This window comes from Pseudoalteromonas sp. T1lg122, from assembly GCF_002964825.1.
GTDB lineage: Bacteria > Pseudomonadota > Gammaproteobacteria > Enterobacterales > Alteromonadaceae > Pseudoalteromonas > Pseudoalteromonas gelatinilytica.
Map to the genome: position 1 here is coordinate 147,520 of NZ_PQCG01000005.1, position 23,900 is coordinate 171,419.

Consider the following 23,900-nt stretch of genomic DNA (forward strand, 5'->3'; position numbering starts at 1 on the left):
TGCTTAAATTAGCTTTCTTCGATTTTGCCAACCTGTGAAAGTTGATTAAATAAAATGCCTGCTTGGGTGCGGTTATAGACATTGAGTTTACGTAAAATCGCTGACACATGTTGTTTGATTGTGGTTTCTTGAATCGACATTTCGAAGGCGATTTGTTTATTCAATAAGCCGTCGGCAATCATTGCAAGTACGCGGTATTGCTGCGGAGTTAGTTTTTCGAGGTTACGAGCAAATTCGCTTTGTTCGTCGTTGATCACCACATCAGTTAAATCTACTTCAGGTGGTAACCAAGTGTCGCCATTGAGTACATGACTAATTGCTTCACTGATGACATCTAAAGAAGATGACTTCGGAATATAGCCTGCAGCGCCAAGGCTCATGGCTTGTTTGATTATGGCTGGTGTCTCATTGGCAGAGACCATAATCACTAAGATATCAGGGTAGTGGTTACGCAGTTGCGAAAGGGCTTGTAGGCCATTTGCACCTGGGATGGTGAGGTCTAAAAATATTAGTTCAATCTCAGGGTGAGCGCTTAACAGTGTAAACAAACCATCAATGTCACTGGTTTCTTTAATATGTTCTTCTGGCACTGATGTCGCGGCAGCTTGACGCAGCGCACTTCTAAATAACGGGTGATCATCGGCGATTATGGTGTTCACAGCTAAAGACATTCCCTCGATTCTCCAATGCGTTATGTTATAAGTGATTTTGCCTTTTGAAACAAGGTTTGCCTGAGGGGAAGTTTCAGACAAACCTTTTCTCACACAAGGATTTAGATTCTATTTTAGAAACGGTAACCAACAGTGAAGGCTACAGTGCGAGGGTCGCCGTAGTAACCAATTAGCGTATTATCACCACCTAAACCTGGGGTGTATTTGCTGGTATCTGTTGGGTCTGTTGGATCAGGTGCCACGAACTGGTAACCACCAATCATGTACTCTTCGTCCGTTAAGTTTTTACCGTAAAGACCTGCAGTCCAGTGACCATCTGTGCTGTACCAAGTAATACCCATATTGAAGATACCGTAAGCATCTTGCGTTAGTAGACTATCTTCTTCGAATAGCGCGTAGTCACCACGGTAGTAGTAGTTACCATTGACAACAAAGTCACCCATTTCTGTGTACATGCGGTACGTTGCACCCAGATTAAAGGTTAAATCAGGTGTGTTTGATACACTAAAGCGATCTGATTTATCAAATTGCTCACCAGTCACTGGGTCGTAATCAATCACGTTATCAAAGCTACTATCGATGTAACCCACTGACGCATCAAAGCTGAGTGATTCTGATGCTACATAGTTTAGTTCAAGCTCGATACCATCTGATGTTGACTCACCAATGTTACCTAAGCGTTGGTTTAGATCTGCTGCGCTGTCGCCCGGTAATACTGAAATGTATTGACGGTCTTTATGGTCAAGGGTGAATAAAGTGACGTTTGCACGTAAGTTATTGTTCCACTCACTCTTCATACCGATTTCGAATGAATCAACGATTTCTGGTTTTGCAGCTGGCTCTGCAGTAGTTGCACGTGGGTTGAAAGTACCTGACTTAAAGCCTTGCGCATAACTTGCAAAGAACATGATGTCGTTTGAATACTGATATTCAACACCTGCACGTGGTGTGAAGCGTGACCATTCTTCTTCATCATCGAGTACCGTTGGTACAAGCTGACCTTCTGGGCGAGTGTAACCTGGCACCCAACCTGACTCAGGGTAAACAATGTCAAAGATTAGGCCGTTGTTAACCTGTGCTTCTTTTTTGTCTTTGGTGTAACGCGCGCCGAGTGTCATTGACCATTTATCGGTTAAATCAATTGAGCTTTGGATATACGCTGCTTTACTGTTTGAGTTACTACAGCCGCTTACTTCACGAGTTAGGCCTGGTGCACCTAGGCTTTGACCTAAGATACCTAGAATAGCCTCAAATTGACCGCAAGATTCACCATCATAGTAGTAAAGACCCGAAACCAGTTTGTAGTTATCGCCTTGATGATTTAGCTGTAATTCGTGAGTGGTTTGCTCATCATCGTAAATAGCAGGTACATCGAAAATTTGCAGTGACGTGTTATCAAAGTCGATATTGGTTGGTGAGTAGCTCTCACGGCTTGAACCGACATATTTAATGCTAGTGCTGTCAGTCATATCCCAGCGAGCAGTTAGGCTGTAACCTTCAAGTTCAACTTTGTTCCATGTTGGTAAGCTGGTGTATGAGTCATACACGCTGTCTGGAACAGGTGCATCAGTAAGAATACTTGGTAGTAAACGGTAACCACCTTTTGCGTTTGATTTGTCTTCTGTTTTATCCCACGCTAAGCGGAAGAAAAGGTCATCAGTCGGTGTGTATTCGAGAGTAACGCGTGCTGCGGTTACATCTTTGTTGTAGTTTTCGCGGTCTTGGTTATCAAGAGAAGACGTTAAAAACTCGCCAAAGCCATCACGGTTAAGCGTTGCAAAACCAAACCCAACGTAAAGTTTTTCGTCAACAATCGGTAATTGGCCAGTAATTTTTAAATCTTTTTGGTTATAGCTACCTACAGTGCCTTGTATATTTAACGTGGCATCACCGCTCATTTCTTTGGTGACGTATTTAATGGCACCACCGATGGTATTTTTACCGTAAAGCGTCCCTTGTGGGCCGCGTAATACTTCGATTTGTTGCACATCAAGCAGATCAAGCACGGCACCTTGTGGGCGAGCAAGATAAACATCATCAATATAGATACCGACACCCGGCTCATAGCCCCAAAGTGGATCTTGCTGACCTACACCACGAATAAACGCAGTAATTGTAGAGTTAGTACCACGACTTGCTTGCAAGGTGGTATTTGGCGAGAACTGCTGAACTTCGGTCATGACGACGATGCCATTTTCAGCCAACTCTTCAGCACCAATTGAAGTGACTGCGACTGGCACTTCTTGCAGGTTTTCAACAGTTTTACGTGCTGTTACCTGAATACGTTCAAGTTCACCTTTTTTTGCTGCAGGTTCGGCTTGTTCTGCCGCTTGAGCACTGACACCTGCCAAAGCAAGTGATACAGCCAGAGTAAGTGGCGCGACTTTTGGGTTAAGCTTTATCATGTTGTATTCCTTGTTATTGTTGTCATTAGTCTTATGGCCACTCACATTGATGTTGCCGAAGACTGAATAAGATTTGCCCGTGTCACCTGTCAGTTAATGTAGAAGATAGTTGCAAAAATTGAATTAGTACCATAGTGCTATACCCGCCACAGCCCTTTATTTATCAAGCAATTAAGCTATTTTTAAAGCAGATAGTACCTTAGTGTTATGTATTTTTTGAACGCTTAGGGTAAGACTGAAAGCATTATTCCGATGTCACCTCATCTGTGTAATAACAATAATTATAGGAATGTCTATGCTGAGCATGATAGGACTGTTAGGCGGTTTAATACTGCTGATCATTTTAACGCTGCGTGGGGTAAATTTATTTATCGCTGCGCCAATCTGTGCACTGTTAGTTGCACTTAGTAGTGGCATGGCCATTTTCCCTGTATCGGCAGATACAAACTTTATTAACGCCTATATGGATGGCTTTGCAGGCTTCTTAAGTGCGTGGTTCTTTATGTTCTTACTGGGGTCGTTATTCGGTAAGTTCATGGAAGACACCGGTGCTGCTGACAGTGTTGCAAGCTATATTGTGGGTAAACTTGGTATGAAGCACGCCGTTCTTGCGGTTGTGATTGCCTGTGCAGTTTTAACCTACGGTGGCGTGAGCGTCTTTATCGTTGCGTTTTCTGTTTATCCAATGGCATTAAGTCTGTTTAAAGATGCAAACTTACCGCGCCGATTTATTCCAGCAACGCTGGCATTTGGTTCGGTGACCTTTACCATGACTTCGGCAGGCTCGCCAGAAATTCAAAACTGGATCCCTGTTAAGCACCTTGGCACGTCGCCCTATGCGGCATGGGAAGTGAGCTTAGTGGTCGCTATTTTCATGGCAACAGCAGGTTACTTTTGGTTAAACAAGATGATCAAAAAAGCCGTTGCTAACGGCGAAACGTTTGAAGCACGTGATGATGATCCTGTGATTATTGAGCGTCGTCGTCCGCATCCAATCACGGGTGTGATCCCACTGATTGTGGTATTAGTTCTGTCATTTGCATTGCACGATATTTTACAGCAGACGGCTCTGATTGTTGCCTTGCTTGGTGGCGTATTGAGTATTGTAATTATTAACTTCAAGCATTTTCACGATATGGGTAACGCGATTAATGTTGGTACGACCGGCGCTTTAGTGGCAATCGGTAATACCGCTGCCGTGGTTGGTTTTGGCGCTGTGGCGAAAGTATCACCAGCATTTACCGCCGCTGTTGATGTGATGACCCATATGCCGGGTAATGAACTACTTGGTGCTGCCGTTGCGGTTAGTGTGATTGCCGGCTTAACAGGCTCTGCTTCTGGCGGGCAAGCCATTGCATTACCGCTTGTCGCACCGGGTTATTTAGACATGGGTGTAAACCCTGAACAACTGCACCGTGTAGTGGCAATTAGCTCTGGAGCCCTCGATACCTTGCCGCATAATGGTTATGTGGTCACAACAATACGCGCTATCTGTAAAGAAACGCATCAACGAGCGTATTGGTCAATGGCAGCGCTGACTGCGGTCATTCCGCTTATCGGTGTCGCATTGGCACTCGGACTCTTTATTTTCTTTTAAGGAACAGCAATGAAAACCAAATTAATAATTTTGCTATGGCTGGTTGTATTTAGTAGCACCGCGTTTGGCGCTGCAAACAAAGCCGACACCATGCTGGTGGAAAAGCAGCATTTTACGACAAAAGATTTTACCACCGTGTCTGGTGTGACGTTAGAGCAAGTGGATATTGGCTGGGAAAGCTACGGAAAACTAAACGCCAATAAAGATAACGTGATTTTAATCACGCATTACTTCTCTGGTACTTCTCATGCCGCAGGTAAATATAAAGCAGATGATGCCCTACCGGGTTATTGGGATGCGATTATCGGCCCAGGTAAAGCTATCGATACCAATAAATATTATGTGATTAGCTCAGATACCTTAGTGAATGCCAACTGGCATGATCCGAATGTCATCACCACAGGCCCTGCGTCAACTAATCCAAAAACAGGTAAACCTTATGGTTTGGATTTCCCTGTGGTTACGATTACTGACTTTGTGAATGTGCAAAAGCGTTTACTCGACAGCCTAGGTATCACAAAGTTACATGCTGTGATGGGCGCATCAATGGGGTCGTTTCAAGCACTTGAGTGGGCAACACGTTACCCAGATAAAGTTGAGCGCTTAATTCATGTGATTGGCGCTGCAACGATGGATGCATGGACAGTCGCTGCACTTGAAAAATGGGCGCTACCAATTCGTCTAGATAAAAACTGGCAGCAAGGTAATTACTACGGCAAAGAGCGCCCATTAGATGGTTTAGCGGCAACCATGCTTAATATTACGCAAGATGCGATGCATCCAATTATTTACAACGCGAGCTTCCCAGACTTTAACGTTTTGGATGAAGGTGCGTTAAAAGACATTCGCACCTTGCCTAAGTTAAACCAAGTACTCGCTCAGCGCGCAATGGCACGAGCGAAAACGCAAGATGCAAACCATGTACTTTATTTGGTCCGGGCATCACAATTATTTACCGCTGGTATGCAGAGCGATTTAACAACGGCACTTAAAAATGTCTCTGCCAAAACATTATTGCTACCTGCAACGAACGACTTACTGCTTCGTCCTGAAAACATGCGTACTGTGTTTGACACCATGAAAGCGGCAGGTAAAGACGTTGAGATTTCAGAAATTGAAGGGGGCTGGGGACACCTTGATGGTCTTTTCTCAATCGCCCCGAAAGCGCAGCTTATCAGTGAGTTTTTAGAGGAGTAACCCGATGAGCAAAACAGTTTTAATTACCGGTGCAGCCAGTGGTATTGGTCTATATGTTGCCCAGCAACTGGCGATGCAAGGTCACACTATTATTGTGACTGATTTAAATCAGCAAGCAGCACAACAAGCGGCGGCAGGGATTGTTGAGCAAGGTGGCAGCGCCGAAGGGTATGCACTTAATGTGGCTGATAGTGATGCAATAGAGCAGTTTTTCACTGAGCTTAATCAGCCAATTGATGTACTTATTAATAATGCGGGTATTCAGCACGTTGCGAAACTTGAAGATTTTCCGGCTGATAAGTGGCAGTTCTTACAGCAAGTTATGCTCGTTGGCCCGGCGATGATGACCAAGGCGGTACTACCTCGCATGCGTGAGCAAGATTTTGGTCGTATCATTAATATTGGTTCAATCCATGCCATGGTGGCATCTAAATATAAGTCGGCTTATATCGCTGCAAAACATGGCTTAATCGGCTTTGCTAAAACCATGGCACTAGAAACTGGCGATGCCAATATCACGATTAATACCGTGTGCCCAGCGTATGTAAAAACGCCGCTTGTGGAGCAACAAATAGCCTCGCAAGCCAAAGAGCATGGCATTTCTGAGCAACAAGTGATCGACACAATTATGCTAGCACCGATGCCGAAAAAAGCATTTATCGGCTTAGATGAGATCCTGCATACCGTTAGTTTTTTAATGGCCGATGCAGCACGCAATATTACCGCCCAAGCAATCGCCATTGATGGCGGTTGGACTGCACAATAGGAGGAGCCAATGGCAGGTTTTGATAAAGTAGTTACAAGTTATAGCGAAGCGATGGCTGGCCTTGAAGATGGCATGACAGTGATAGCCGGTGGTTTTGGTTTATGCGGTATTCCTGAAGGACTGATTGCGCAAATTAAACGTCAAGGCACCCGAGATTTAACCGTGGTATCGAATAACTGTGGTGTGGATGGTTTTGGTTTAGGTGTGCTACTTGAAGATAAGCAAATCAGCAAGATGGTTGCCTCTTACGTTGGTGAAAACGCGCTATTTGAGCAGCAACTATTAAATGGTGAACTGGAAGTAGAGCTCACACCACAAGGCACCTTAGCTGAAAAAATGCGAGCTGGCGGCGCGGGCATTCCTGCATTTTATACCGCAACTGGCGTGGGTACTCCGGTGGCTGACGGTAAAGAAACCCGCAATATTAATGGTCGTGACTATTTATTGGAGCCAAGCATTACTGGCGACTTTGCGATAGTTAAAGCGTGGAAAGCAGATCGTTATGGTAACTGCATTTATCGTCATACGGCGATGAACTTTAACCCGATGGCAGCAACCGCTGGCAAAATTACGGTTCTTGAAGTTGAAGAAATTGTTGAGCCAGGGGAGCTAGAGCCAAGCCAAATTCACACGCCGGGTATCTATATTGACCGAGTGATTAAAGGTGAATTTGAAAAGCGCATCGAGAAAGTTACCACTAAGCAAGAGAATCAATAAGGAGCACGCTGATGGCATTATCACGAGAACAAATCGCTAAACGCGTGGCGATGGAACTACAGGATGGTTACTACGTTAACTTAGGTATAGGTATTCCAACCTTGGTCGCTAATTATGTCCCTGATGGCATCGAAGTGATGCTGCAATCTGAAAATGGTTTACTCGGTATGGGGCCATACCCAAGTGCAGACCAAGTTGATGCTGATATGATCAACGCAGGTAAAGAAACGGTCACCGCAGCAAAAGGGGCGGCTATATTTAGCTCCGCAGAAAGCTTTGCCATGATCCGCGGTGGGCACGTTGACTTAACCGTGCTGGGTGCGTTTGAAGTGGACCAAAACGGCAACATTGCCAGTTGGATGATCCCGAAAAAGTTGGTTAAAGGCATGGGTGGTGCGATGGATTTAGTAGCCGGTGCTAAAAACATTATTTGTACTATGACCCATGCAAATAAGCATGGCGAATCAAAGCTGCTGACCGAATGTAGTTTGCCGTTAACAGGTGTTGGTTGTATCAATAAAGTGATCACCGATTTGGCTCTTTTAGAAATTAAAGACGGTGCATTTCATTTATTAGAGCGTGCTCCGGGTGTCTCGGTTGATGAGATTATTGCTAAGACACAGGGCAAGCTGATTGTCTCTGGTGACATTCCTGAGATGACCTTTAGCTAGTTTTGCGACTTTTAAGCAGCTAATTTGCCTAGATTTTATACTAAACCCCAATAATGTGCTTTTTGTTCATGAGTTTTATGAACAAAAAGCCATTTATCACCATCAATGCAACTTACCCCCTAAACATTTCGTTAATCTATCGTTAACACTATGCTCCAAACCAGATCGCCGATTGCAGTAGGCCGATCAACGACAACAAATAATTATAATCTGGTGTGGAGTAATTCATGAAAGCAAGTAACACACAGCTCGCTTTAGCCGTTGCAGCGGCGTTAGCAAGTACCTCAGCATTCGCACAAAGCGACACTGAACAACTACAGCAACAACTCGATGCACTTCAAAAAGAAGTGGACTCATTAAAAACATCTAGCGGCTTTAACCTAGAATTTGGTGGTCGCGTGCAACTTGATTACAACTATTTCGACGGTGCTTACAATGCCGACAATGATGGCGCAGGAGGCAGCGACTTCTTCCCACGTCGTATCCGTACTTATGTTGAAAGTGAACATGGCAACTGGGATCACAAACTACTACTCGAATTTGCTGAAGGCACGGCTGAAATCGTGTTAGCGCGTGTACGTTATGCATTCGACAACGGCTTAAAAGTAAAAGCCGGTAAAATCCGTGAAGACATGTCGCTCAATGCGCTAACTAGTTCTAAACATATTAATACCATTGAGCGCAGCACCCTTGCTAATACCTTCTCACCTTTCTTCCGCTGGGGTATCTCAGCTTCTCAATACTTTAAAGATTCAGGCTTACGTTACGCGGTGGGTGTTTACAAAAATGATGCGTTTGGTGCTTCAGGCCATGACGAAAATGACAAACTGACATTGGCTGTAACAGGTCGCTTAACCTGGTCAAGTGCAGCGCCGGGTGATGTGATCCATTTAGGTGCTTGGCATTCTTATCGTGATATGGGCGGCAATGATTTAAGTGCTCGTTTTGCCCGTGGTGAAGTGCGTGAAACCAATGTTCGCTTAGTCGATTACGCAGTCGGTGGTGAAACGGCAGCGCTTGATAGCATGTCGCAAAGCGGTCTTGAATTTGCCTACCAAGCGAATGCATTCACTCTAGAGGCTGAATATGCTAGCCGTTACCTAGATACTGTTGATAGTAGCAATGACCTTGATGGTGAGCGATTTGATGGCTTTCATGTTTCGGCAAGTTACTTCTTAGGTGGTGAGCAGCGCCGTTACAAAGCAGGTTCAGCGTTATTTGTGCAACCAAAAGGGATTAAAGATGCATGGGAGCTTGTTGCCCGTGTGTCACAAATGAATGCCAGCAGCAAACAGCAAGGTACCGACGTAACCACTTATACATTAGGCACATCTTACTACCTAAGCAGCGATATCAAATTTATGGGCAACCTGATTTACAGCGATGTTGATGGTGCCGGTGCTTCTACGCTGATTGGTGATGAAGATTCAGGTATGGGCATCAGTGCTCGTATGCAGTACTTATTTTAGGAGTCGTGCATTATGACTATGTTTAAATCATTAAAAAGATCTGTTTTAGCAGCTTCATTATTAGTAGCCAGCCCACTGGCATTGGCAAACTTACACTTTTTGGTACCGGGTGGCCCAGGCGGCGGTTGGGATACCACAGCACGTGGTGTCGGCGAAGCAATGGTGAAAGCGGGTATTGAAGATAATGCATCGTTTCAGAATATGTCGGGCGGCGGCGGTGGCCGTGCAATTGCTTACTTGATTGAGTCGGGCACTAAAAAAGGCGATATGTTGATGGTTAACTCAACGCCTATCGTTCTGCGCGCATTATCAGGCAAAATTCCTTACAGCTATCGCGATTTAACGCCAGTTGCCAGCATGATTGCTGATTATGGTGCGTTTGTGGTCCGTAATGACTCGCCATTTAAAACATGGCAAGACGTTATTGATGCCATGAAAAAAGACCCAGGCTCTGTAAAAGTGGCGGGTGGTTCTGCGCGTGGCAGCATGGATCACTTAGTAGCAGCACAAGCGGTGAAAGCGGCGGGGCTTGATGGTCGTCGTTTACGTTACATTCCTTATGATGCCGGTGGTAAAGCGAAAGCAGGTTTACTGTCGGGTGAGGTCAACTTACTTTCAACAGGCTTAAGTGAAGCACTCGAAGTCGCGAATGGCGGTCAAGCGCGAATTTTAGCGGTGACTTCAGCAGAGACATTGCCAGATTACCCAGCAATTCCAACCTTAAAGTCGCTAGGTTACGACATGGAGTTCGTAAACTGGCGCGGCTTTTTTGCAACTCCAGATTTACCAGCAGACAAACTAGCCCAGTACACAGAAAAGCTACGAAAGCTGCAGCAAACCCCAGAGTGGGAAGCGGTTCGTGCCCGTAATGGTTGGCTAAATCTATTTCAAGAAAAAGAAGCGTTTATTAAATCGCTTGAGCAGCAAGAAGCGCAATTACGCGTTGTAATGAAAGAACTTGGTTTTATCCGAGGCTAAGGTTAGACGATGTTAAACCGTGAACTAATTGGACCAAGTTTATTCTTGGTCCTCTTTACCCTCTACGCCCTTGTGGCTTGGCAAATTCCACTTATGCCATTTGAAGAGTACGAAAGCGTTACTTCAGCAACCTTACCAAAAGTGTATGCGGTATTCGGTATTGTGGTGTGTGTACTCTCGATTGGTGCCAACTTATTAAAGCAAGCACCAGCAGAAAAAGCAGAGCTACTCAGTAAGGGCAACTTACTACGTACCTTTGCACTGTTGGTGTTGATGGTTGCTTATAGCGCCATGCTTGAACCGTTCGGCTTTTTAATTGCCACCAGTGCCTTTTTAATTGCTGGCTTTTTTATTATGGGTGAGCGCCGTAAGAAGGTGTTGTTGTTTGCCTCTGTACCTGTGGCCGTGGTTTTTTGGTTTTTAATGACACAAGTACTGGGCATTTACTTAGTACCTGGCAATCTGTGGAGTTAAGTTATGCTTGATGGAATTATGTTAGGTTTGTCGACCGTACTCGACTGGAACAACTTGTTATATGTGATTGTTGGCTGCTTTGTTGGCACGTTCATCGGTATGCTACCTGGCCTTGGGCCAATTACTGCGATTGCGTTGATGATCCCGATCACTTACAGCATCGGTGCTGATTCGGGCATGATTTTAATGGCGGGTGTTTACTACGGGGCTATATTCGGTGGCTCTACTTCTTCTATTTTGATTAATGCGCCGGGTGTGGCGGGGACAGTAGCGTCATCGTTTGATGGTTACCCGCTAGCAAAACAAGGTAAGGCAGGTAAAGCTCTGGCTATTGCAGCTTATTCATCCTTTATAGGCGGGACGATTGGCGCCATTTTACTGATGGTGGCGGCGCCATTATTAGCGAAAGTGTCATTAAGTTTCCAATCGCCTGATTATGTTGTACTGATGTTTTTAGGCTTAACGGCCATTGCTGCATTCTCTAATAAAGGGCAATTTTTAAAAGCCATGATGATGACGGTATTTGGTTTAATGCTGGCAACGGTTGGTATTGATCCCTCTTCAGGTACCGAGCGCTTTACCTTTGGCCAAGCCGATTTATTAGATGGGATTAGCTTTTTATTAGTGGCAATGGCAACGTTTGCGTTGGCTGAGGCACTGATTAATGTGGCGCGCCCAGAAGCTGAGCCAGATAAAAAACTGGACGATCCTGATACGCCAAAAATTGGTTCAACAAAACTGACTAAAGAAGAAGTCAAAGACATGGCTCCAGTGGTTGGCCGCTCATCTTTGCTTGGTTTTATTGTCGGTGTTTTACCGGGTGCAGGGGCAACGATTGCCAGCTTTATGGCCTATGCTACTGAGCGTAATCTTGCTCCAAAAGCACTGAAAGATAAATTTGGTAAGGGTTCAATGCGTGGCTTAGCTGCACCTGAGTCGGCTAATAATGCAGCCTGTACTGGCTCATTTGTACCATTGCTGACTTTAGGTATTCCGGGTTCTGGTACGACAGCGATTATGTTAGGTGCATTAATTGCCTACGGTATTCAGCCGGGTCCTATGTTAATGCAAGAAAACCCAAGCGTGTTTTGGGCAGTTATTGTCAGTATGTACTTTGGCAATATTGTACTGCTTATTTTGAATCTGCCGCTGATCCCGTATTTCGCTAAAGTGCTGGCAATGCCTAAATCTGTGCTGACAGTGATGATTTTATTCTTCAGCTTAATTGGCGTGTATTTAGTGTCATTTAACACCTTTGATTTATTTATGATGGTGGGCTTTGCGCTGGTGGCCTTGGTACTTCGATTGTTAGCGTTCCCGATGGCGCCTTTATTACTTGGCTTTATCCTCGGTGATATGATTGAGCGAAATTTCCGCCGTGCCATGATGATTTCAGATGGCTCGCTGAGCTTTTTATGGGACCGCCCATTAACACTGAGTATTTTTGTGATTTCGATCTTAGTGTTGTTGTTCCCACTGAAAGACTATATTGTCCAACGTCGTAAAGACAAAGCAGCTACGCAAGCAGAGCAACATGCGTAGAACAAGGCACTGATATGAGATACACCAATAAGCTAAACCCATTTCAGCATATGGTTAAAAAACCAAAGCGCTTAGAAACGCGACTCATTATTTGGGTTACCGGTCTATGTGTTTTGCAAGCTGTGTTGTTTGGCGCTTTGGTGTATCAGATCACTGCAGAAAGCTTACATAACCACATGGGTGATAAAGCCCTTGCGCTCGCAACCAGCATTGCCTCACGGGATGACGTACAATATGCATTGCAAACCAAGCAAGGACTTGATGAGTTAAATACGCAAATAGAGCATATTCGTGAACTCACTGCAGCTAGCTTTATCGTTATTGGCGATAGAAATACTCGCCGCATTGTTCACCCCGACTCTGACAAGCTCGGTAAGCCGATGGTGGGTGGTGATAGTAAAGCGGCGCTACGTGGTGAGCGGTATGTATCGATTGCAAAAGGGAGTTTGGGCGAATCTATCCGTGGCAAAGTCCCCGTGCTTTCAGATCAGGGCGAAGTTATTGGCTTGGTTTCGGTTGGCTTTTTAGTGCAATCAATTGAGCCGCTCATTCGTGCTCGCAGTGCTGAAATTATGCTTTGGGGCTTGTTGTTAGTCGGTTTAAGTATTTTGGCTGCGGTGTATATCGGTCAACGGGTACGTAACGCTATTTTTGGTTTACAACCTGACGAAATAGCACGACTGTTCTCTGAGCAAGATGCTATTTTGAATACCGTTCGTAGCGGCATTATCGCCCTCGACCCTGAGGGTAACGTGCGTAACTTAAACCAGCGTGCTTGCGAAATCCTTGGTAAACCGATCAGCTGTATCCATCAACCACTTAAACTTGAAGATTTACTTCCTGAACATGCTGAATTTTTAATGCATAACCAACAGCGTCCGATTGTTGGTTTTGAATTATTTGCCGCCGATAAACGCATTGTATTGTCGCGGTATGCATTGCAGGTGCAAGGTCAGGCTGATGGTATTTTGCTGAGTATGCGCCCTGCGGATGAGCTTGAATATTTATCGCAACAATTAACTAAAGTACAAGCTTTTGCTGAGCTATTGCGGGTGCAAACCCATGATTACTCAAACAAGCTAAACTTAATTGGTGCGTTAATTCAAATGGGGCAAACGGATCAGGCAATTGAGTTAATTGGCCAAGAAAGTAAAGGCTCGCAAGCGCAGATCCATCATTTACTCGAAAGGATCCAAGATCCGGTACTAGCAGGTTTATTGGTTGGTAAATATCACAAAGCCCGTGAACTTAATGTAATCCTTGAGCTTAATCCAGACAGCTTACTAGGATCGATCACCCGTAAAGATATGCTAGAACGGGTTGTTTCGATACTTGGCAACTTGATTGATAACGCAATTGAAGCTGCCATTCGAGCTAGCGATACACGTACCCCTAAGGTTCGTGTTACGGTTGATGAAACCAGTAAAACATTATTGTTTGATGTTGAAGACAGCGGTTTTGGTTTAGGCAATGACAAGGATGTGGTATTTACACCACAATACAGCTCTAAGTCAGGGGCTGAGCATGGTATCGGCCTTTATTTGGTTAAAACCAATTTAGATTCGTGTCGTGGTAGTTTAGAAATAGGTGAGTCTGATCTGATGGGGGCACGTTTAAGTGTCTACATTCCAAAATAATAAAAACGATCAGCCTATAAATAAAAGGTAAAGAACATGACTTACTCGGTTGTCATTGTTGAAGACGAAGTAGAAGTAGCCCAGTTGTTGGCGCAATACTTATTACTTCCACATGGCGTTGCTGGCCAACAAGGGGCACGGCAAACACTGCGTCAGGGGCAATATCAGGTTGTAGGTATTGCTGGCAATCTTGCCACCGCGAAAGCGCTGTTATCGGCGATTAATGCTGATTTAATTTTGCTGGATATTCATTTACCCGATGGTAATGGCCTTGATTTACTCAATGAATTACGCCGCGAAGAAATGAAAAGCGAAGTAATGCTGTTAACCGCAGCAAAAGAAGTCGAAACACTGGAAAAAGCGATGCAGCTTGGTGCCTGTGATTTCTTAGTGAAACCGTTAATGCTCAATCGGTTGGATCAAGCGCTGGCGCGATTCGAAGCAAGGCAGCAATGCTTGTCAGATGCCGATGAAGTGACCCAATCAATGGTTGATACCTTATTTGGATCGCAAGAGCAGTTAAAAGCGCCGGTCAGGTTGCCAAAAGGGGTGGATCAACTGACTTTGCAAAAGATCTTAAAAGCGTTTAAAGCAAATTTAGGTGCAAATTTTACAGCTCAGCAAATGGGCGATTTGGTGGGGGTAAGTCGTTCAACAGCCCGTCGTTACCTTGAATATCTGCTTGAAGCAGAGCAAGTCAGTGCGGATCAAAGCTACGGAAGTATCGGCCGACCTGAACGCTGTTACAAAATGACAAGCAGCTAATCGCATCATTTATCGGGTAAATTACCGTTAAATTAACGATTTTAGTCACATAAATTCATTAATCGGCACCATAAAAAGTGCCGCTTATCCTTAGCATAGAAAAATTTTATAAAATTGATTGCATTTTAAGCGACTTCGATGGTGATGTTCGCTTTAAGTAATGCTATACTCCCGCCGAATAATTTTTCGACTTTATTAAGAGTAAAATAATGGCAGATTTATCGAAGTACAGAAATATTGGTATTTTCGCCCACGTTGACGCGGGTAAAACTACCACCACTGAGCGTATCCTTAAGCTTACGGGTAAAATTCATAAGACTGGTGAGGTACACGACGGTGAGTCTACTACTGACTTCATGGAACAAGAAGCTGAGCGCGGTATTACAATCCAATCAGCAGCTGTAACTTGTGAGTGGAAAGGCCACCGCTTAAACGTTATCGATACTCCGGGACACGTTGACTTCACAGTAGAAGTATACCGTTCACTTAAAGTACTAGACGGTGGTATCGGTGTATTCTGTGGTTCTGGTGGTGTTGAGCCACAATCAGAAACTAACTGGCGTTACGCTAACGAATCAGAAGTTGCACGTGTAATCTTCGTAAACAAACTAGACCGTATGGGTGCTGACTTCTACCGCGTAGTTGGTCAAGTTGAAAAAGTACTTGGTGCTAACCCACTAGTTATGACTCTACCAATCGGTATCGAAGATCAATTCTGTGGTGTTGTAGACGTACTTGAGAAAAAAGCATACGTTTGGGATGAGACTGGTCTTCCTGAAAACTACACAGTACAAGACGTTCCAGCTGACATGGTTGACAAAGTTGAAGAATACCATGAGATGCTAGTTGAGTCTGCTGTTGAGCAAGACGACGACCTAATGGAAGCGTACATGGAAGGTGAAGTTCCTTCACTAGAGCAAATCAAAGCGTGTATCCGTAAAGGTACTCGTGACCTTGCTTTCTTCCCAACTTTCTGTGGTTCTGCATTCAAAAACAAAGGTATGCAATTAGTACTAGACGCGGTTGTAGATTACCTACCTGCGCCTACAGAAGTTGATCCACAACCTCTAACTGATCCTGAAACAGGTGAAGCGACTGGTGAAGTTGCAACTGTTGATGCAGATGCGCCACTTAAAGCGTTAGCGTTCAAAATCATGGACGACCGTTTCGGTGCACTTACGTTCATCCGTATCTACTCAGGTCGTATGAAGAAAGGTGACACAGTACTTAACTCTGCAACTGGTAAAACAGAGCGTATCGGCCGTATGGTTGAGATGCAAGCTAACGACCGTAACGAGATCTCTGAAGCGCAAGCGGGTGACATTATCGCTGTTGTTGGTATGAAGAACGTTCAAACTGGTCACACTCTATGTGATCCTAAGCACGATGTACACTTGAAGCGATGATCTTCCCTGATCCAGTTATCTCAATCGCTGTTGCTCCTAAAGACAAAGGCGGTAACGAGAAGATGGGTATCGCGATCGGTAAGATGGTTGCAGAAGATCCTTCATTCCAAGTTGAAACTGACGAAGATTCAGGCGAAACCATCCTTAAAGGTATGGGTGAGCTACACTTAGATATCAAAGTAGATATCCTTAAGCGTACTTACGGCGTAGACCTAATCGTTGGTCAACCTCAGGTTGCTTACCGTGAAACTATCACGAAAGAAATCGAAGATAGCTACACGCACAAGAAACAATCTGGTGGTTCTGGTCAATTCGGTAAGATCGATTACCGCATCAAGCCAGGTGAGCCTAACTCAGGTTTCACATTCACGTCTTCAGTTGTTGGTGGTAACGTTCCTAAGGAATTCTGGCCTGCAGTTGAGAAAGGCTTCGCATCAATGATGCAAGAAGGTGTTCTAGCTGGCTTCCCAGTGTTAGACGTTGAAGTTGAATTAGTTGACGGTGCATTCCACGCAGTTGACTCATCAGCAATCGCGTTCGAAATCGCTGCTAAAGGCGCTTTCCGTCAGTCTATCCCTAAAGCGGGCGCACAACTTCTTGAGCCAATCATGAAAGTTGACGTGTTCACTCCAGAAGACAACGTGGGTGACGTAATCGGTGACCTTAACCGTCGTCGTGGTATGATCAAAGACCAAGAAGCAGGCGCAATGGGCGTTCGCATCAAGGGTGAAGTACCACTTTCAGAAATGTTCGGTTACATCGGTCACTTACGTACTATCACGTCTGGTCGTGGTCAGTTCTCTATGGAGTTCTCACACTACGCACCATGTCCACAGAACGTAGCTGAAACTGTAATCGCTGCAGAAAAAGAGAAAAAAGCTGCTAAGTAATTAGCCTTTTAACTTATTTAAAAAAACCCGCACTTGTTGCGGGTTTTTTATTATCTAAATTTCATGCTAAGTATTTTCGGTTACAAATTAATCATTTCATATCTTTCTAAATTAACCTGCCATTCAGCCTTTTATTATTAATGTACCTAAAGAAATCTCACACTTTTGTTGTTGTTGAAGAGTGGTGTGTAATGCATTGGTATTGCTGAGTGAAAATTGTACGATTTTAATACAAAATTCATTTTAAGAAAAAGTACATTACTATTAATTAGTTGTGTATTAATTCTTTTGTTCTAGTAAAAAAGTGCTTTTTTGTACCTTGTGTACCTTTTTTACCCTGTGTAGAATCGCAGATTAAATGATTTTTAATCATTTTGTATTAAACGTCTGCTTATTAAATATTACAACTAAAGAAACATTTTCATGAAAACGATTAAGTTAAGTCCCAATTGGACTCTACAGGGAAGCAAGATAGCATTGGCTATTCTTGTTGCATTAAGCGTTACTTTGCTGGGCGCTCCGCTCTTGATGTTGATGCTGCCAGCCCTTTTATTTATTACCGTATTAAACTTCTTACAAGTACGCTTTTTACACTGCTATAAAGCGGGTATTTGTTATTCGCGCGGATTTGGTAAGCGTTATATCAATGCTGAAGACATCCTGGCTGTTGAGTTTAACCAAGTGGCATTCATCACCGTATTTAAAATCAGCTTGCAGAATGGCAAGTCATATCAGTTTATGAACTGGCAGGTAGATGAGCAGCAACAGAGTGACATTGCTAAGCTCTATAAGTCAAAAGCAGGTTGTGCCATAAAGCCTAATCTGCAATGTAAAGCCTAATACTAGCAAGCCTCAATAATGCTAAATTATGTGAACAAAAATAAAAAAGGCCGCGAAAGCGGCCTTATTTATATATAGCGTCGTTTATTTTTTCATACGACGACGTAGTGCAAATGGTAAAGCAAGTAAGCTTAACCAAGCAAATGAACCAGAATCATCATCTTTTGACTCTTCTTCTGTTTCATCTTCTTCAACTTCTTCAGTTACATCATCAGCTTCATCGTTAGTGATGTTGATGTATAGCAGTTGTGCTTCTGATAAGTTGCCTGCGCTATCTTCTGCACGGATCATCAGCGTAAGCTTGTCTTCTTCTTCAAAGTCGAGTGCTTTAGCTACTGTGATTTCACCTGCTGCACTGATTGCAATAACATCAGCATGCTCACCTTCAATGCTAAAGCTTACTACTGGCGTGTAATCAGCGTCGCCATCAGAGAATACAAGTTGACCAATCACTGCGCCAATTTCACTGTTTTCTACGATTTCGAATGATTGACTTGCTTCAATTACTGGCGCTTGCTCTGCAGGAATAGGCTCTGCAGATTGAATATCAACAATCACAGGGTCGTGATCAGATGCGCGGTATGCGTTGTCTGCATACAGGCTAGCTTGCTGTGTATCAGACTTAAACTCTAGGTTGTAATCTAAGCTGATTGGTTCGTCAGCATTGATGTGCCAATCTGTTGCAGCAACAACTTTTCCTAGCATAGATTCTGATACTAGTGCGTGGTCAAGGCTACCAATGCGACCAGAGAAGCTATAAGAGTAACCTTGTGTGTCGCCGTCCAGTTCAGCTACTGCACTTTTAAGACCTTTATCTGCGAATGCACGGATAGGATCTTCCATTGCATAAGAGTTCATATCACCCACTAGGATGATATCTTCATCTTCAACTTCAGTTGGGTAAGTTGCTAACCAATCTGCGTATGCATTTGCACCCGCAACACGGATTTCATTCCAACATGCTTGGCCATCGCCTAAGTCAGCATTGTTGCCTTCAGCGCTGCCACAGCCGCCTTTTGATTTTAAGTGTGCAACTGCAACTGTGAAGATTTCTTCGCTCTCAAGAGATTGGAAGCTTTGCGCAATAGGTGGACGATTGCTGTAATCAAAAGGTTCTACAGTTGTATGAGCTGCTTTACCCACTTCAGATACTTTATTTGAGCGATAAATAAGTGCTGTTGTAATTTCATCAGTACCAATCTTATCAACACCAAAATCAACAAATGCGTAGGTGTTTTCTGCATCTTCGTCATTCAGTGCTTTTACTAGGCTTGCAATGGCGCTATTTTCACCGAAACCATCGTTTTCGATTTCCATTAAGCCAATAACATCTGCATTGATAGCTGTAATTGCGCTGACAATTTTAGCTTGCTGACGGATAAACTCTTCTTCGCTGTCTGCACCACGGCTAGTTGGGAAGCCTGCACCTTGGCCGTCGCCATTAAAGTAGTTTAATACGTTAAAGCTCGCTACACGTAGATCAGCTTCTTCGTTAAGCTCTGGAGCATCTGTACGCGGGTTAGTTGCTGTGAATTCAGGCTTCACTGTTGGGTGAATGCGGTAACGGTCAAAGCTGTAACCCATTACACCAGTAATCGTATTTACAGTGTCGCCTAAACGTAATGTGTTATAGGCATCAAGACCCGTACCTGGGTAGGCAATTGGATCAAGGTTTTGCTTTGTTGAACCATCGTCGATTAAGATTTGTTTTTTAAGGTTTTCAGTTTCAATCGCATTCGCTGCATCACCTGGTAGCGCCACTTGAGTACCTTGGTATAAACGCTCAGTACCTAAGTCAACTTCACCATAGCGGCCAAGACCGTAGTTATTATTAACTACTAAAGGTTGCGCGATGGTGACTAACATACCTTCATAGGCTTCAAGGTCTGCAACGTCAGCAACTGGTAAAGTGATAGCGGTTGCATCTGTCGATAAGCCGGTTGCACAGATCTCAACTTGGCTAACATCGCCTAGTTGTGTTGCGCTGTAGTATTCTGCCACGCTACCTTTAATACGTACGTGGTCACCTACAGCAACATCAGTATCTGCGAAATAAACGAATACACCTTCAGAAGTAAGTGGGTTTGTATCAACATCAGCAGCAAGTGAGCTAATGAAGAAGCCTTTTAGTTGATCATCACCTTGGAAGTCAGCTGTAACAACACCTTCAACTTCAACTTCAGTGTTAATGAGCGGGCTGTCACCGCCTTCACCTTGAATTGCGCTAATTAACGTTTTTGTTGCGCCACACTCAAGCGGTGTCACTGGATCTGGTTCAGGTGTTGGCTCTGTGCTATCACCGTATAAACCAATATTGCTGAAATCGTCTTGGTCGAATTGTTCCCACTCATCGCTTGGGTTGAATGCTGATGTTGCATCTGTACGACCTGCAGTCACAGTTGCTTTACGGCGAAGCGTTTTATTTTGTGTAGAAACACCGCCTTCATCCCATGCTGAACCCGGATCAACACCAAGTTGACCAAAGCTATCAACGATTGCACCGTCTTTAGTTAGTACTAATGCGTCATCACCGTTGAAATAAGTGATAGTTGATTCGGTGTTGCCTTTTGCTTTTAGTTCATCTGCAGATCCTGCGTTAACAATAACGTAAGTTGCATTTGCAGCAAGTGTACCGGTTAGCGCTAAGGTGTTGTTTGGCGCAGCAAGGTCGCCATTACCATTTGAGTATAAAGAGATGGTGTAACCGTCAAGCGATAGATCAGCACCAGACGTGTTATAAAGCTCTACCGCTTTATTGTTAGAGCTTCCTTCAACGTATTCAGAGATGATTAGGTTGGCAGAAGCAGGCGCGCTCAAGCTTGCAATCACAAGCGCGAGCGGCGTTAATTTTGTATTTATCATTATTTTTCCCGTGTATGTATTATAAAAGTCCCAATATGGGACACAGTACTTTAAGAAAAATCTATGACAAATTAAATACAAAATGTTAATAAAATCGGAATAATTACCAATTTTTAGAACATTTGCTTTAGATTAGTTATTTTTTAACCAAATTGCTGCTTGTTTTGCAAAATATGTCAGGATGCCATCGGCGCCAGCACGCTTAAATGCCAATAATGACTCCATGATTATTGCTTCTTCTGCAAGCCAACCGTTATCAATGGCCGCTTTATGCATGGCATATTCACCGCTCACTTGGTATGCAAATGTTGGTACACCAAACTCATCTTTTACGCGACGTACAACATCTAAATATGGCATACCAGGCTTTACCATAACCATGTCTGCGCCTTCTTGCAGATCAAGGGCAACTTCACGAATAGCTTCATCTGAGTTGGCTGGATCCATTTGATAGGTCTTTTTATCGGCACCTTTTAAGTTACCTGCAGAGCCTACCGCATCACGGAATGGGCCATAGTAGCTTGAAGCATATTTTGCAGAGTAAGCCATAATACGAGTGTGGATATGACCTTCGGCTTCAAGTGCTTCACGAATAGCACCAATGCGTCCATCCATCATGTCTGAAGGTGCAACCACATCAGCACCCGCTTCGGCATGCGACAGTGCTTGTTTTACTAAGATTTCAGTTGTGACATCATTAATCACATAGCCATCTTCATCAATGATACCGTCTTGACCATGCACGGTGAACGGGTCAAGTGCCACATCAGTGATCACACCAAGGGTTGGAAAAGCTTCTTTAAGTGCACGAACAGTGCGTTGTGCTAATGCATCTGGGTTATAGGCTTCTTCAGCCAGCAACGATTTTTTATCGCTCGGTGTTACTGGGAAAATCGCCACTGCTGGCACACCTAATTCAACGAGTTCTTTTGCTTCTTCAAGTAGTAAATCAATAGAAAGACGGTCAATGCCTGGCATAGACTCAATGGCTTCGCGGCGGTTTTTACCTTCTAACACAAATACAGGAAAAATAAGGTCATTAACGGTTAGTTGGTTTTCAGCCATTAGGCGACGAGAGAAGTTATCACGACGCATGCGGCGCATACGTGTATAAGGGAAAAGGTCGAGTCCTGATTGGGCCATGCTTTGTATACTCCTAGTCTGGTAGAGGATAACTCACTACGCGATTTCGACCCGTTTGCTTGGCATGATATAAGGCTTTGTCGGCATAGTCAGTGAATAAACTTGGGTTATTAATGTCTTCAGCAATTGCGCTGTAAACACCTGCACTCAAAGTAAATTTAATCGTTGTTCCGGCAACTATTATATCAGTATTTTCTGCGGCTTTGCGTATTTGTTCGGCAATTTCTAATGCACCTGCCAGTGGTGTATTTGGCAACAGCACCACAAACTCTTCGCCGCCATAGCGCGCCACTTCATCGAGTGGGCGTTTAAGGTGTTGTTTAATGACATCGGCGGCAGATTGAATGGTTTGATCACCGGTTAAATGACCATAGGTGTCATTAATTGCTTTGAAATGGTCAATATCTAACATGATGATTGCTAAAGGTGTTTGTTCACGTCGCGAGCGACGAATATCCATCAGGAGTTTTTTATCGAAGTAACGGCGGTTCTTGGTTTTTGTCAGCGCGTCTTCCATATTGAGTTGTTCAAGCTCACGGTTTTTCTCTTCAAGCTCGCGTAATGTCACTTGTAACTCAAAGGTACGCTCCTCGATATTCGCTTCAAGGTCTTGGCGCGCCTGTTCTTGCAGTTCAAGCCGCTCGCGCATTAAGGTATCTTTTGCTTTGCTTTCCGCTAATGCATTTTGTTGCGCTGCAACTTCGGCATCGCGCTGCATCAAAAATAGTTTTATAACGGCATAGCTTAAACTTAAGCTACAAACCAAAAAGCAAATGAAGGTGAGTGAAAGCACGCCGATATTTAAATTAAACGGGTTAAACACCCCAAGTGCACTGTAAATAATGGCGCAGAAAAAAGCGAATAGGGCAATTAGAAAAGCGCTACAAGGCTGTTTATATTCACGATTAAACTGTTTGATAGCAATGCCTGCAAAGATGATGAGCACCACAGGTAAACTTAACAAGCACAGTGTAATTGCAATATGAATTGGTAAGAACCACATTATTACGGCGACAAGCACCACGACCCAGGCTAACCAATACTGAAAACGATTTAAGCGAGATTTGGCAAAGCCGAATATATACCCTTGCAATGGCACAAATAACGCACCACAGATAAAGAATAGAGTCGGAATAGTCAACTGTTGAAAGGAGGAGCCGCTCGGTTGCAGGTAGCGATAACCAAAGCCATAAAGATACGCTAACGACAGCCAAAGCAAGGTAAGTAATAACCCTGTGTAGGCGAAATAGCGGCGTCTAGAAAAACCATAAAGCACTAAGTTAGTGAGTGCCAGCGATAAAATAAAGCCGACTAATAAACCGTACAATAAGTTAAATTTGCTTTTATGCTTTAGGTATTCTGAGGGTTTCCAAAGACTGAGAGGCACTCTTAAGCCGCCGTTGTTTTTAACTTTGAGATAAACCTCTGAATGGCTAGCTTTTGGAATGCTTAATGAAACTAACAGCGATTCATTTTTAATTTGTCGATTGGCTAATGGGACTGCATCACCTATTTTTGTGTTAAATAACACATGCCCACCTTGTAGATGAAAGACACTCACTTCATCGAGCAAAGGGTTATCTATCGATAATATCAGCGGTACATCATCTAAAGAGGTGTTTTTTATCGATAGCTTGAGCCACAGAGGCTTTAAAGTCATTCCTAGATTTAAGGTTTCACCTTTGCTTGCCTGCCAAACTACATTTGTATTGCTAAAGGCTTGTTGTTGAGTAATAGGATCAAGCGTGTACTCAACATGTAACGTATGTTGAGACTTAAATTGTGAGCTAACAACAACAGGGTTAGCCAGTAAGTAAGGAGTAAATAAAACAACGAAGAGTACGCCACATAGTGACCATAGGCGCTTCAT

The 23,900-nt window shown here is 43.8% G+C and carries 17 protein-coding genes and 1 pseudogene; 13 read left to right on the forward strand and 5 right to left on the reverse strand.

The features are described from left to right. Window positions 1-8: 8 nt before the first annotated feature. Window positions 9-671 (reverse strand): response regulator transcription factor, encoded by a 663-nt coding sequence (locus C2M33_RS04880; RefSeq protein WP_054562939.1) that lies wholly within the window; start codon window positions 669-671, stop codon window positions 9-11. A gap of 113 nt (window positions 672-784) precedes the next feature. Next, complete coding sequence (locus C2M33_RS04885; protein WP_063700951.1) at window positions 785-3,076, reverse strand: TonB-dependent receptor; 2,292 nt, start codon at window positions 3,074-3,076, stop codon at window positions 785-787. A gap of 295 nt (window positions 3,077-3,371) precedes the next feature. Between C2M33_RS04885 and C2M33_RS04890 the strand changes: the two genes are divergently transcribed. The 13 genes and pseudogenes from C2M33_RS04890 (at window position 3,372) to C2M33_RS04950 (ending at window position 18,025) form a co-directional block, all read left to right on the forward strand. Beyond that, window positions 3,372-4,673, forward strand: a complete 1,302-nt coding sequence (locus C2M33_RS04890) for a GntP family permease (protein WP_105173894.1) — start codon at window positions 3,372-3,374, stop codon at window positions 4,671-4,673. A 9-nt stretch (window positions 4,674-4,682) separates the two neighbouring features. After that, window positions 4,683-5,870, forward strand: a complete 1,188-nt coding sequence (locus C2M33_RS04895) for an E22 family MetX-like putative esterase (protein WP_105173895.1) — start codon at window positions 4,683-4,685, stop codon at window positions 5,868-5,870. Window positions 5,871-5,874: 4 nt separating this feature from the next. Further along, entirely contained in the window at window positions 5,875-6,636 is a 762-nt protein-coding gene (locus C2M33_RS04900; RefSeq protein ID WP_054552326.1) for a 3-hydroxybutyrate dehydrogenase, read from the forward strand. A gap of 9 nt (window positions 6,637-6,645) precedes the next feature. Further along, window positions 6,646-7,353 carry a CoA transferase subunit A gene (locus C2M33_RS04905; RefSeq protein WP_063527828.1) on the forward strand — a complete coding sequence of 236 codons (708 nt, stop codon included), beginning with the start codon at window positions 6,646-6,648 and terminating at the stop codon, window positions 7,351-7,353. A gap of 11 nt (window positions 7,354-7,364) precedes the next feature. Continuing rightward, window positions 7,365-8,024 (forward strand): 3-oxoacid CoA-transferase subunit B, encoded by a 660-nt coding sequence (locus tag C2M33_RS04910; protein WP_063700958.1) that lies wholly within the window; start codon window positions 7,365-7,367, stop codon window positions 8,022-8,024. Window positions 8,025-8,251: 227 nt separating this feature from the next. Next, window positions 8,252-9,493, forward strand: a complete 1,242-nt coding sequence (locus C2M33_RS04915) for an OprO/OprP family phosphate-selective porin (RefSeq protein ID WP_105173896.1) — start codon at window positions 8,252-8,254, stop codon at window positions 9,491-9,493. 12 nt (window positions 9,494-9,505) lie between these two features. Further along, window positions 9,506-10,471, forward strand: coding sequence for a Bug family tripartite tricarboxylate transporter substrate binding protein (locus tag C2M33_RS04920; protein ID WP_442793143.1), 966 nt, complete (start codon window positions 9,506-9,508; stop codon window positions 10,469-10,471). 9 nt (window positions 10,472-10,480) lie between these two features. Then, window positions 10,481-10,945 (forward strand): tripartite tricarboxylate transporter TctB family protein, encoded by a 465-nt coding sequence (locus C2M33_RS04925; RefSeq protein WP_063700962.1) that lies wholly within the window; start codon window positions 10,481-10,483, stop codon window positions 10,943-10,945. 3 nt (window positions 10,946-10,948) lie between these two features. Continuing rightward, window positions 10,949-12,487 carry a tripartite tricarboxylate transporter permease gene (locus C2M33_RS04930; RefSeq protein ID WP_063700964.1) on the forward strand — a complete coding sequence of 513 codons (1,539 nt, stop codon included), beginning with the start codon at window positions 10,949-10,951 and terminating at the stop codon, window positions 12,485-12,487. Between the two features lie 14 nt (window positions 12,488-12,501). Next, entirely contained in the window at window positions 12,502-14,124 is a 1,623-nt protein-coding gene (locus tag C2M33_RS04935) for an ATP-binding protein (protein WP_105173897.1), read from the forward strand. 36 nt (window positions 14,125-14,160) lie between these two features. Continuing rightward, entirely contained in the window at window positions 14,161-14,889 is a 729-nt protein-coding gene (locus C2M33_RS04940; RefSeq protein ID WP_063700968.1) for a response regulator, read from the forward strand. A gap of 209 nt (window positions 14,890-15,098) precedes the next feature. Further along, a pseudogene (fusA, locus tag C2M33_RS04945) lies at window positions 15,099-17,185 on the forward strand (elongation factor G). Between the two features lie 423 nt (window positions 17,186-17,608). Continuing rightward, entirely contained in the window at window positions 17,609-18,025 is a 417-nt protein-coding gene (locus C2M33_RS04950; protein WP_138625218.1) for a hypothetical protein, read from the forward strand. A gap of 84 nt (window positions 18,026-18,109) precedes the next feature. Here C2M33_RS04950 and C2M33_RS04955 read toward each other — a convergent pair whose 3' ends face one another. The 3 genes from C2M33_RS04955 to C2M33_RS04965 form a co-directional block, all read right to left on the reverse strand. Beyond that, window positions 18,110-20,887: an ExeM/NucH family extracellular endonuclease gene (locus tag C2M33_RS04955; protein ID WP_063700974.1), complete on the reverse strand. Its 2,778-nt coding sequence runs from the start codon at window positions 20,885-20,887 to the stop codon at window positions 18,110-18,112. Window positions 20,888-21,019: 132 nt separating this feature from the next. Then, window positions 21,020-22,030, reverse strand: coding sequence for a porphobilinogen synthase (gene hemB / locus C2M33_RS04960; protein ID WP_105173898.1), 1,011 nt, complete (start codon window positions 22,028-22,030; stop codon window positions 21,020-21,022). Between the two features lie 13 nt (window positions 22,031-22,043). Further along, a complete protein-coding gene (locus C2M33_RS04965; RefSeq protein ID WP_105173899.1) occupies window positions 22,044-23,900 on the reverse strand; it encodes a sensor domain-containing diguanylate cyclase in 1,857 nt (618 codons plus the stop codon).

Excerpts from the sequence above, each read along its gene's own strand:
- C2M33_RS04885 (WP_063700951.1), bottom strand. The coding sequence starts at position 3,076 with ATGATAAAGCTTAACCCAAAAGTCGCGCCACTTACTCTGGCTGTATCA.
- C2M33_RS04890 (WP_105173894.1), top strand. The coding sequence starts at position 3,372 with ATGCTGAGCATGATAGGACTGTTAGGCGGTTTAATACTGCTGATCATT.
- C2M33_RS04940 (WP_063700968.1), top strand. The coding sequence starts at position 14,161 with ATGACTTACTCGGTTGTCATTGTTGAAGACGAAGTAGAAGTAGCCCAG.
- C2M33_RS04955 (WP_063700974.1), bottom strand. The coding sequence starts at position 20,887 with ATGATAAATACAAAATTAACGCCGCTCGCGCTTGTGATTGCAAGCTTG.
- C2M33_RS04880 (WP_054562939.1), bottom strand. The coding sequence starts at position 671 with ATGTCTTTAGCTGTGAACACCATAATCGCCGATGATCACCCGTTATTT.
- C2M33_RS04965 (WP_105173899.1), bottom strand. The coding sequence starts at position 23,900 with ATGAAGCGCCTATGGTCACTATGTGGCGTACTCTTCGTTGTTTTATTT.
- C2M33_RS04915 (WP_105173896.1), top strand. The coding sequence starts at position 8,252 with ATGAAAGCAAGTAACACACAGCTCGCTTTAGCCGTTGCAGCGGCGTTA.
- C2M33_RS04925 (WP_063700962.1), top strand. The coding sequence starts at position 10,481 with ATGTTAAACCGTGAACTAATTGGACCAAGTTTATTCTTGGTCCTCTTT.
- C2M33_RS04920 (WP_442793143.1), top strand. The coding sequence starts at position 9,506 with ATGACTATGTTTAAATCATTAAAAAGATCTGTTTTAGCAGCTTCATTA.
- C2M33_RS04930 (WP_063700964.1), top strand. The coding sequence starts at position 10,949 with ATGCTTGATGGAATTATGTTAGGTTTGTCGACCGTACTCGACTGGAAC.
- hemB (WP_105173898.1), bottom strand. The coding sequence starts at position 22,030 with ATGGCCCAATCAGGACTCGACCTTTTCCCTTATACACGTATGCGCCGC.
- C2M33_RS04950 (WP_138625218.1), top strand. The coding sequence starts at position 17,609 with ATGAAAACGATTAAGTTAAGTCCCAATTGGACTCTACAGGGAAGCAAG.
- C2M33_RS04895 (WP_105173895.1), top strand. The coding sequence starts at position 4,683 with ATGAAAACCAAATTAATAATTTTGCTATGGCTGGTTGTATTTAGTAGC.
- C2M33_RS04910 (WP_063700958.1), top strand. The coding sequence starts at position 7,365 with ATGGCATTATCACGAGAACAAATCGCTAAACGCGTGGCGATGGAACTA.
- C2M33_RS04900 (WP_054552326.1), top strand. The coding sequence starts at position 5,875 with ATGAGCAAAACAGTTTTAATTACCGGTGCAGCCAGTGGTATTGGTCTA.
- C2M33_RS04905 (WP_063527828.1), top strand. The coding sequence starts at position 6,646 with ATGGCAGGTTTTGATAAAGTAGTTACAAGTTATAGCGAAGCGATGGCT.
- C2M33_RS04935 (WP_105173897.1), top strand. The coding sequence starts at position 12,502 with ATGAGATACACCAATAAGCTAAACCCATTTCAGCATATGGTTAAAAAA.